General features: G+C 41.7%; 10 protein-coding genes. All 10 read left to right on the top strand.

Annotated features, from left to right (window positions below; genetic code table 11):
* The first annotated feature begins 158 nt into the window (after window positions 1–158).
* A complete protein-coding gene (gene rpoN / locus J2S17_RS25895; RefSeq protein WP_307479550.1) occupies window positions 159–1,493 on the top strand; it encodes an RNA polymerase factor sigma-54 in 1,335 nt (444 codons plus the stop codon).
* Between the two features lie 17 nt (window positions 1,494–1,510).
* The gene (locus J2S17_RS25890) at window positions 1,511–1,756 is read left to right on the top strand and encodes a glutaredoxin family protein (protein ID WP_307479548.1); all 246 of its coding nucleotides are present in this window, start codon (window positions 1,511–1,513) and stop codon (window positions 1,754–1,756) included.
* Window positions 1,757–1,902: 146 nt separating this feature from the next.
* Window positions 1,903–2,925: a sugar-binding transcriptional regulator gene (locus tag J2S17_RS25885; protein WP_307479545.1), complete on the top strand. Its 1,023-nt coding sequence runs from the start codon at window positions 1,903–1,905 to the stop codon at window positions 2,923–2,925.
* A gap of 25 nt (window positions 2,926–2,950) precedes the next feature.
* Window positions 2,951–3,955, top strand: a complete 1,005-nt coding sequence (gene gap, locus J2S17_RS25880; RefSeq protein WP_307479542.1) for a type I glyceraldehyde-3-phosphate dehydrogenase — start codon at window positions 2,951–2,953, stop codon at window positions 3,953–3,955.
* A gap of 375 nt (window positions 3,956–4,330) precedes the next feature.
* On the top strand, window positions 4,331–5,515 hold the full coding sequence (locus tag J2S17_RS25875; RefSeq protein ID WP_307479539.1) for a phosphoglycerate kinase: 1,185 nt from the start codon (window positions 4,331–4,333) through the stop codon (window positions 5,513–5,515).
* Window positions 5,516–5,553: 38 nt separating this feature from the next.
* Window positions 5,554–6,315, top strand: a complete 762-nt coding sequence (gene tpiA, locus J2S17_RS25870; RefSeq protein ID WP_307479536.1) for a triose-phosphate isomerase — start codon at window positions 5,554–5,556, stop codon at window positions 6,313–6,315.
* Entirely contained in the window at window positions 6,308–7,840 is a 1,533-nt protein-coding gene (gene gpmI, locus J2S17_RS25865; RefSeq protein WP_307479534.1) for a 2,3-bisphosphoglycerate-independent phosphoglycerate mutase, read from the top strand. Before tpiA ends, gpmI begins: the two co-directional genes overlap by 8 nt.
* 76 nt (window positions 7,841–7,916) lie before the next feature.
* The gene (gene eno, locus J2S17_RS25860) at window positions 7,917–9,212 is read left to right on the top strand and encodes a phosphopyruvate hydratase (protein ID WP_307479531.1); all 1,296 of its coding nucleotides are present in this window, start codon (window positions 7,917–7,919) and stop codon (window positions 9,210–9,212) included.
* Window positions 9,213–9,637: 425 nt separating this feature from the next.
* Entirely contained in the window at window positions 9,638–9,871 is a 234-nt protein-coding gene (gene secG / locus J2S17_RS25855) for a preprotein translocase subunit SecG (RefSeq protein ID WP_307479528.1), read from the top strand.
* A gap of 163 nt (window positions 9,872–10,034) precedes the next feature.
* Complete coding sequence (locus tag J2S17_RS25850; RefSeq protein ID WP_307479525.1) at window positions 10,035–10,781, top strand: alpha/beta hydrolase; 747 nt, start codon at window positions 10,035–10,037, stop codon at window positions 10,779–10,781.
* The last annotated feature ends 38 nt before the right edge of the window (window positions 10,782–10,819 follow it).

Below are 10,819 nucleotides of genomic sequence, written 5' to 3'. Positions count from 1 at the left end.
TTAAGCCACACAAGAATTGAAGGAAAGACCACCTTCATTTCTTGTGCGTCTTAAGCTTGTCGGGGCTGACCAAGGCCCCTCCGCTTTTCGGGTTGCCAATTTATTTCTATTCAATATTTTTAATGGTTGTTGTAAAATGAGGGGAGGGGGAATGTGTAATGAATATGAAAGCAGGGTTATGGCAACAGCAAACTTTAAAGTTGACGATGACACAGGAGCTTACGCAGGCGATTGCGTTGTTGCAGTATAACACGCAGGAGCTTTCTGCCTTTTTAGAAAATAAAGCACTGGAAAATCCCCTATTACAGATTGAATCTGGTAATGTTCAAACGATGGACCCTCGCTATGATCGTGTAAAACCATCTAGAACAAAAGTAGAAAAAGATAAGCAAAATTGGATTGAACAAATTGGCACACAGCAGAGTTTGACATTACAGGAATATTTGCTATCACAGCTGTCTATTACCGTGATGGATGAGAGAGAAATAAAAATAGTATCTTATTTGATAGATAATCTGGATGAAAACGGTTACTTGCAGGCGGGTATGGAGGAAACAGCGTTGTTTTTTCAAGCTTCTGATGAAGAAGTTTGTGAAGCAATTACTGAGCTCCAGTGCTTAGAACCGGCAGGGGTAGGTGCGAGAAATTTACAGGAATGTTTATTGCTGCAGCTTCAGCGTATGACTCCACATCATGAGCTTGCAGAATTAATTATAGAAAAGTATTTTATTTTATTTGCTGAGAAGAAATGGAAGGATATTTCTAAGCGAATTGATGTCGATTTGAAGGGAATTCAGGCGGTGTTCGATCTTATTCAAACCTTAAACCCGCGACCGGCTTCTCCATTTCAAGAAGAGAAATCAGCTTATATCACACCTGATGTGGTTATAAAATGGGATGGGGAATCTTTTTTAGTCAGCATATTTGATGAAGCTCTCCCGAAGATCAGCTTCAATGACGGCTACTATCAGCAATTTAATTCAGGGGCAGACCAGCAGGTGAATCGCTTTTTGCAGGAAAAAAGACAGGATTACCAATGGATTGTCCGCAGTATAGAGCAACGGAAAGATACCCTAATGAGAGTTTCTTTAAAAATACTTGAGAAACAGCCTGATTTCTTTTCAAAAGGACCAACATATTTGAAGCCGATGACGATGAAAGAAATTGCGGATGAGTTGGAGATTCATGAATCTACGGTAAGCAGAGCGGTCCGTGAAAAATATACACAAACTCCTTTTGGGTTATATGAACTCAGATCGTTCTTCTCTAGTACAATCAAGACGACGTCGTTTGAAAATACTTCGTCGCAGCAAGTGAAAAATGGAATTAGTCAAATGGTGAAGGAAGAGAATAAGAAGAAGCCGTTATCCGATCAGGAGATTGTTCGCAGGCTGAAAGAAGAAGAGGGCACGGTCATTTCTAGAAGAACAGTAGCAAAGTATCGTGATCAGCTTGGCATTCCTTCCTCTTCGAAGAGGAAAAGATATGATTGATGGTGAGGGTGAATACGATGAAAGAATCTAGATTGAATCTGTATACACGCAGTCGCTGTCCTTTATGTGTGAAGGCGCAAAGGGTAATTGCAGATGTAAGGGAAGAGCATGATTTTATTTATACAGAATTGGATATAGATGAAAGTGATGAATGGACAGAAAAGTATGGATTAATGATTCCGGTGGTTGAGATTGATGGGGAAATCATTCAGTATGGGCAAATTGATCATTTTACTGTACTGGAAGCGCTTCAGAAGAAATAGTTGCTTCTCATCAGTTGTATTTACAGATCACTCCTGCTAAAATGGAAATATAAGCAAGAGTGATTTATTTTTTTAACCAAGTGGGACAAAAAATGTCTATGGTGGACATAAAGCGACCAAAGGGGTACGAAGGGGATTTTTAGGTGATGGGTTCATTCATTGAGGTATCAAAAAGAGTATTGCCTGATTTATTGGAAGTGATGCAAACAAGATACGATATTCTTCGTTACATTGTTCAAATGGAACCTGTAGGTAGAAGAAGTTTAGCGGCGAGTCTTGAAATGACTGAACGTGTATTAAGAAGTGAAGTGGATTTTTTGAAGGAGCAACGGCTTGTACAAGTCTCGAATATTGGTATGAGTTTGACTGAAGAGGGGCGTGAAATACTCTTTCAGCTCGGACGTATGATGAAGGAAATAACGGGTATAAACATAATGGAAAAGCAGCTTGCAGAAAGGCTTGGGATCCAGCAAGTGATCCTTGTGTCAGGTGATGCTGATAAAAATCCAGCGGTAAAAAAGGAACTCGGGAATGAGACAGCCAGACTGATGGAATCCTTATTAGGAGGGAATAGCATAATTGCTGTCACCGGAGGTTCTACGATGGCTTCTGTTTCGGAAGTGCTAACAGCTAGCTTATCAACAGCAGACTGGCTGTTCGTCCCAGCCAGAGGCGGTATCGGTGCGGTTATGAGTAATCAAGCCAATACCATATGTTCTAAAATGGCTGAGCGCACGAATGCAGGCTATCGAACATTATACGTACCTGATCAAGTGAGTACGGAAATGTATCAATCCATGATTAAGGAACCTGCAATTAATGAAGTTTTACAGCAAATCAGATGTGCGAATATGGTTTTACACGGGATCGGGGATGCCATGACAATGGCTGAACGCCGCGAGTCAGATATCTCTGATAGAGAAAAGTTAAAGAATGGGAAGGCAGTAGGCGAAGCCTTTGGCTACTATTTTAACGAAAGTGGTGAAGTGGTGCATAAGGTGCAGACAATTGGCTTGCAGTTAGAGGATCTTTCTACAATTAAACATGTTATTGCAGTAGCTGGCGGGTATTCAAAAGCAAAAGCCATTGCATCTTATATGAAGCAAGCACCTAGGACAACGATTTTGATTACGGATGAAGGCGCAGCACATCAACTGTTGGACAAATAAACATATTACTTAGGAGGAATTTTATATGACAATCAAAGTAGGAATTAATGGTTTTGGAAGAATTGGACGTAATGTATTTCGGGCAGCGTTTGGAAATGAGAAAGTGGAGATTGTAGCAGTTAACGATTTAACAGACGCAAATATGCTTGCTCATCTTTTAAAATATGATTCAATTCATGGAACATTTAATGAGGAAGTATTAGTAGATGGAGAAGATTTAGTCGTTGGCGGGAGGAAAGTGAAGGTGCTGGCTGAGCGCGACCCTGCCCAAATTGGCTGGGAAGAACTAGGTGTGGAAATCGTCATCGAATCGACTGGCCGGTTCACAAAGCGGGGAGATGCGGCTAAGCACCTTGAGGCTGGAGCGAAGAAGGTCATAATATCTGCACCTGCGACAGATGAAGACATTACGATTGTTATGGGTGTCAACCATGATAAATATGATCCTGCCAATCATCATATCGTTTCGAATGCCTCTTGTACGACGAACTGTTTAGCACCGTTTGCGAAGGTCCTAAATGATTCATTCGAGATCAAACGAGGCATGATGACGACTGTCCATTCTTACACGAACGATCAACAAATTCTTGATTTGCCTCATAAAGATTATCGCCGTGCCCGTGCTGCTGCAGAGAATATTATTCCTACCTCAACAGGAGCAGCGAAGGCAGTTTCCCTTGTGCTGCCTGAGTTGAAAGGCAAGTTGAATGGTGGAGCAATGCGTGTACCAACGCCAAATGTTTCATTAGTTGATCTGGTGGTAGAGTTGAATAGGGATGTAACAGTGGATGAAGTTAATCAAGCATTGAAGGACGCGGCAGATGGACATTTAAAAGGCATATTAGCTTATAGTGAAGAGCCGCTTGTATCAAGTGATTATAATGGAAATCCTGCTTCATCAACTATTGATGCTTTATCGACAATGGTAATGGACGGAAGTATGGTCAAGGTCATCTCGTGGTACGATAATGAGAGCGGCTATTCTCATCGAGTAATCGATTTAGTAGAATATATTGCAGAAAAGGGATAATCACCCCTCCTTCCCGTTAACTAAATAGTTGGGAATTGTTATCATGAAAAAATCATCATTCAATCCTATATCTTTATGGATATTCAATTCATGAACGTCTATAATGATAAATGGTAAAGGGAGAGCGGGGACATTCCCACTCTCTATTCTTATGACTTTTTCTAAACGTTTTGGAGCTAATCATAGTGCATGCAAGAAAACGGTGTTTCATTATACATAAGCTGGAAGTTGATCTAGCTTTTAGCACCAGCCTTTTTCAAGCAAGCAATACTTACATTTCTTGCCGGGTTTTAGGGTGCTTCGCCTTTCTTTAGTAGTTAAAAAGCAGCTAACTAGAAAATAGTCTATCATTATATTTAGGAGGGCACTTTTGCTATGAACAAAAAGAGTGTGAAAGATGTAGATTTAAAGGGCAAACGCGTATTTTGCCGTGTGGATTTCAATGTCCCAATGAAAAATGGTCAGTTGACAGATGAAACCCGCATTCGTGCAGCGCTTCCAACGATAAAATATTTAATGGAACAAGGTGCAAAAGTAATTTTAGCAAGCCATCTAGGCCGTCCAAAAGGCAAGGTAGTTGAAGAGCTTCGCTTAACACCTGTTGCTGAGCGTTTATCTGCTCTTTTAGGCAAGGATGTGAAAAAAGCAGATGAAGCTCATGGAGAAGCCGTTCAAACAATCATTGGCGGCATGAGCGAAGGGGAAGTTCTTCTATTAGAAAACGTTCGTTTCTATGCAGGAGAAGAGCAGAATGATGCTGAGCTTGCCCAAGCTTTTGCAGCACTTGCAGATGTATATGTGAATGATGCCTTTGGAGCAGCGCACCGTGCGCATGCATCAACAGAAGGAATTGCACACCACATTCCAGCGGTCTCAGGTCTTTTAATGGAAAAAGAGCTTGATGTCCTTGGAAAAGCACTTTCTAATCCAGAACGTCCATTCACAGCGATCATCGGCGGCGCGAAGGTAAAAGACAAAATCGATGTGATTGATAACTTGCTGGAAAAAGTAGATAATCTTATTATCGGCGGAGGGTTGGCATTTACTTTTATTAAAGCTCAAGGTCATGATATTGGAAAATCTCTTTTAGAAGAAGATAAAATTGAAACTGCAAAAACATTCATGAAAAAAGCGGAAGAAAAAGGCGTGAAATTCTATATGCCTATCGATGCAGTTGTAGCTGATCGTTTTGCGGAAGATGCAGAGGCAAAAACAGTTTCCATTGAGGAAATTCCATCTGAATGGATGGCACTGGATATTGGACCGGAAACAGCGAATATATACAGTGATGTTATCCAAAGCTCAAAGCTAGTGATTTGGAACGGGCCAATGGGTGTGTTTGAAATGGATCAGTTTGCTGGCGGTACAAGAGCAGTTGCAGAAAGCTTAGCAGAAGCAAACGATACTTACTCAGTTATCGGCGGCGGAGATTCAGCAGCGGCGGTTGAGAAATTCCACTTTGCTGATCGCATGAGCCATATTTCAACTGGTGGCGGCGCTTCATTGGAATTTATGGAAGGCAAGGAACTTCCAGGCGTTGTCGCATTAAATGATAAATAAAACTTCATGAAAAAAATTGCGTGAAAGGACGGGACGTTATGCGTAAACCAATCATCGCAGGAAACTGGAAAATGCATAAAACGATGGCGGAGGCAAAATCATTTATTGAAGAAATCAATGGCCTCGTTCCTGATGAAATGGATATGGACACAGTCGTTTGTGCGCCTGCTTTATTTTTAGAGCGTTTAGTTGAAGGAGTCGAAGGATCCCCGATCGAAATCGGTGCACAAAATATGCATTTTGAAGAAAGTGGTGCATTCACAGGAGAAATCAGTCCTGCCGCGCTTCAAGATTTAGGTGTGAAATACGTCATTCTCGGACACTCCGAAAGACGAGAAATGTTTAATGAAACGGATGAAGCAGTCAATAAGAAAGCGCTAACTGCTTTTTCCCATGACTTAACACCTATCGTTTGTGTAGGAGAAACACTTGAGCAGCGTGAGAATGGTGATACAAAAAGCTTTGTAGGCAGACAAGTTGAAAAGGCTCTCCTAGGTTTGACAGAAGAGCAATTACAAAAAACAGTCATCGCTTATGAACCGATTTGGGCGATTGGGACTGGCAAGTCTTCCACTGCTGCAGATGCAAATGAAGTATGTGCTTATATACGTGAAGTTGTAGCCAAGCAATTTTCTCAAACAGCAGCGGACGCTATCCGCATTCAGTATGGCGGCAGCGTGAAGCCTGCTAATATTGAAGAATATATGGCTCAGCCTGATATTGATGGCGCCCTTGTAGGAGGAGCAAGCCTCGATTCATCTTCATTCCTGCAGTTATTGGAGGCAGGCAAGTATGAGTAAAGCACCTGTCGCGCTCATTATTTTAGATGGTTTTGCCATTAGAGGAGAGCGGATGGGAAATGCCGTTGCTCAAGCGAATAAACCTAATTTTGATCGACTTTGGGAGAAATACCCTCACGCTTACTTAACTGCGAGCGGAGAGGAAGTTGGTCTCCCAATCGGTCAGATGGGAAACTCTGAGGTTGGACATTTAAATATCGGCGCAGGCCGCGTTGTTTATCAAAGCTTAACAAGAGTCAATGTTGCTATACGTGACGGACATTTTGAAAAGAATGAAACGTTTCTTTCAGCAATTGAGCATGTGAAGAAGAAAGGAACAAGCCTGCATTTGATGGGTCTCCTTTCTGACGGCGGTGTACATAGCCATATTGAGCATCTCTATGCTTTACTGCAATTAGCAGCTGATGAAGGTGTAGAGAGAGTCTTAGTTCATGGCTTTTTAGACGGCCGTGATGTTGGACCGCAAACAGCTGCTGGATATATTAGAGCGGCCGAAGCAAAAATGAAAGAAATTGGCGTCGGGGAATTTGCGACAATTTCTGGACGCTACTATTCAATGGATCGCGACCAACGCTGGGAGCGTGTGGGAAAATCCTATCGTTCGATGGTTTACGGTGAAGGCCCATCTTATAAGAATGCCTTGGATTTAGTTGAAGATAACTATCAAAATGGGATTTTTGATGAGTTCGTCCTTCCATCTGTTATTACAAAGAAAGATGGTGCGCCGGTTGGAACCGTTCAGAAAGATGATGCTATGATTTTCTACAACTTCCGCCCAGATCGTGCTATCCAGATTTCTAACACTTTTACTAATAAGGATTTCCGCTCATTTGATCGTGGCCCCGGACATCCGGAGGACTTATACTTTGTTTGCTTAACGCATTTTAGTGAAACGGTTAATGGATATGTTGCCTTTAAGCCGACAAACCTGGATAATACTCTTGGAGAGGTTTTATCTCAGCATGGCTTAAAACAATTAAGAATTGCAGAAACAGAGAAATATCCGCATGTGACGTTCTTTATGAGCGGAGGGCGCGAAGATAAATTTCCTGGTGAGGAGCGCATCTTAATCAACTCACCAAAAGTCGCTACATACGATCTGAAGCCAGAAATGAGCGCTTATGAAGTAACGGACGCGCTGCTGGATGAAATCAAGAATGATAAGCAGGACGCCATCATTCTTAACTTCGCCAATCCAGACATGGTGGGCCATTCTGGTATGCTCGTGCCAACCATTAAGGCGGTCGAAACGGTCGACGAATGCTTAGGTAAGATCATCGATTTAATAACAGAAAAAGGCGGAGTGGCCATCATCACAGCCGATCATGGCAATGCTGATGAAGTTGTCACACTAGAAGGCAGCCCAATGACTGCCCATACAACCAACCCAGTTCCAGTCATCATCACAAAAGAAGGCCTAACCCTTCGTCAAAACGGCATCCTAGGAGACCTAGCACCAACCATGCTGGGCATCCTACACCTGCCCAAACCAAGTGAAATGACCGGAACAACATTAATTAGGTAATTGATATAGGTGCCTGTCACCTCCAAATATCGACAAATATCGACAATCGTCGAATACATTAAAGGAGAGATTGATTATGCCATTCATCCAACATGTTTATGCTCGTGAAGTACTAGATTCCCGCGGTAATCCAACGGTTGAGGTTGAGGTTTTAACTGAATCAGGCTTCTTCGGCCGTGCGATTGTTCCTTCTGGAGCTTCAACTGGTGAATACGAAGCAGTTGAGCTTCGTGATGGAGACAAAGATCGTTACCTTGGTAAAGGCGTACAAAAAGCAGTAGATAACGTAAACAACCTTATCTCTGAAGCAATTATCGGAATTGATGTAACGGATCAAGTCGGCATTGACCGCACAATGATCGCTTTAGATGGTACAGACAACAAAGGTATACTAGGTGCAAACGCGATCCTTGGCGTATCTATGGCTTGTGCACATGCAGCAGCTGAATCTGTTGGTCTTCCGCTTTACCGCTATCTAGGTGGTTTCAATGCGAAACAGCTTCCAACTCCAATGATGAACATCATCAATGGCGGATCTCATGCTGACAACAACGTAGACTTCCAAGAATTCATGATCATGCCTGTTGGCGCGCCTACTTTCAAAGAAGCGATCCGTATGGGTGCTGAAATATTCCATTCACTTAAGAAAGTGTTATCTGGAAAAGGCTTAAACACTGCTGTTGGCGATGAAGGTGGATTCGCTCCTAACCTTGGTTCAAACCGTGAAGCACTTGAAGTGATCATCGAGGCGATCCAAAATGCTGGATACGAAGCAGGAAAAGACATCTATCTTGCAATGGACGTTGCTTCTTCTGAGTTCTATAACAAAGAAACAGGAAAATACGATCTTGCAGGCGAAGGACGCAATGGCGTTACTTCTGAAGAAATGGTTAAATTCTACGAAGAACTTGTAGCAGAATTCCCAATTATTTCAATTGAAGATGGCTTAGATGAAAACGACTGGGAAGGTCACAAACTCCTAACTGAGCGCATCGGCGATAAAGTTCAGCTTGTTGGTGACGACTTATTCGTAACAAACACGAAAAAACTTGCGCAAGGTATTGAGCAAGGAGTTGGAAATTCAATTCTCATCAAAGTAAACCAAATCGGTACATTAACTGAAACATTTGAAGCAATCGAAATGGCGAAACGCGCAGGCTATACAGCTGTTGTATCTCATCGTTCAGGCGAATCTGAAGATGCGACCATCGCTGACATTGCAGTCGCAACTAACGCAGGCCAAATCAAAACTGGTTCAATGTCCCGTACAGACCGTATCGCGAAATACAACCAGCTTCTTCGCATCGAAGACGAGCTTGGAGATTTAGCGGTTTATGATGGATTGAAATCTTTTTATAACTTGAGTAAATAATCGTTCATATAATAAGCCTTCGGTAAAATGTACAAGTGCATTTTGCGGAAGGCTTTTTTGATGGATGTGCTATTAGGGGTAAAGAAATACTAACGCCTGAGAGTGAGGGTGAAATTTGAATAGGAATCTAATGCCCAAAGCAGATGAATGAAGCGGGAAAGGGTCACTAGATCGCTAAACTAATGCCCAAAACAGAGGAGCGAACCAAATAAGGGTAACTAGGATTTAGAACCCCTAACGCTCGAGAGTGTAATGAACTGAACTTAATCAAAAATCCAAAACCCAACGAAAAAAAACTCTTAATCCTATCACCCCTAGCCAAATACTCACAAATAAAACAATCTATCCACATTCAATATTGTTTAAAAACCCAAAATATGATAAATTTAAAATAATGTTATTGGACGTTATCTGGAGGTGGCTTCATGCATACTTTATTTATCACATTACTAGTGATGGTATCTGTCGGTTTAATCGTTGTTGTGCTTCTTCAATCTGGTAAAAGTGCAGGTCTTTCAGGTGCGATTTCGGGTGGGGCTGAGCAGCTTTTTGGTAAACAAAAGGCGCGAGGGCTTGATTTGATTTTACACCGCGTTACGATTGTACTTGCTGTACTGTTCTTCATTTTAACGATTGCAGTATCTTACTTTGCGCTATAATGATTTGATAATTGCCTGGCCTTCATGGGTCAGGTTTTTATTTTGCGCATAGAAGAATCCTTTTTGATGGATTGTTCACCCATTATTTGATAAAAATAAGAAGGAATAACGAACAAAACCACCAATCAAACGTTTGATTGATTTGAATAAAGGGGTACTACATATGAAAATTGTTACACCAAAACCATTTACATTTGGCAAGGGAAAAAGGGCTGTGCTGCTTCTTCACGGATTTACAGGCAATACAGCGGATGTCCGAATGATGGCGAGGTTTCTTGAAGGGAAAGGCTATACTTGTCATGCACCTTTATATAAAGGCCATGGGGTTCCACCTGAAGAATTGGTTCATTCAGGACCGGAAGACTGGTGGAAGGATGTCATGGATGGCTACGAACTTTTAAAAGAAAAGGGACATGAAGAAATTGCTGTTGCAGGATTGTCCCTCGGCGGCGTATTTTCTTTGAAATTAGGTTACACTGTACCTGTAAAGGGTATTATTACTATGTGTGCACCCATGTATATTAAAAGTGAGGAAGTCATGTACGAGAACGTCTTGGATTATGCGAGACAATATAAAAAGCTGGAAGGGAAATCAGCGGATCAAATCGAAAAAGAGATGAATGAGTTTAAAAGAGATCCAATGAATACGCTTCAAGCTCTTCAAGCACTGATTGCAGATGTAAGAGGAAATGTGGACATGATTTATTCTCCTATTTTTGTTGTTCAGTCAAGAGTGGATCATATGATTAACACGGATAGTGCGAATATCATCTATAACGAAGTGGAAAATGACCATAAACAAATAAAATGGTATGAAGAATCCGGTCATGTCATTACATTGGATAAAGAAAGAGATCAGCTGCATGAAGATGTTTACAAGTTTCTAGAGCAACTAGATTGGCAAGAATAATAGTAAAAACCCTAGAGGAGGGGTGCTGACAGTGGAAA

It is taken from the genome of Cytobacillus purgationiresistens (assembly GCF_030813235.1).
Classification (GTDB): Bacteria; Bacillota; Bacilli; order Bacillales; family Cytobacillaceae; genus Cytobacillus; species Cytobacillus purgationiresistens.
Note: the sequence above shows the minus strand (reverse complement) of the source record. Positions and strands in the feature narration are given on the sequence as shown.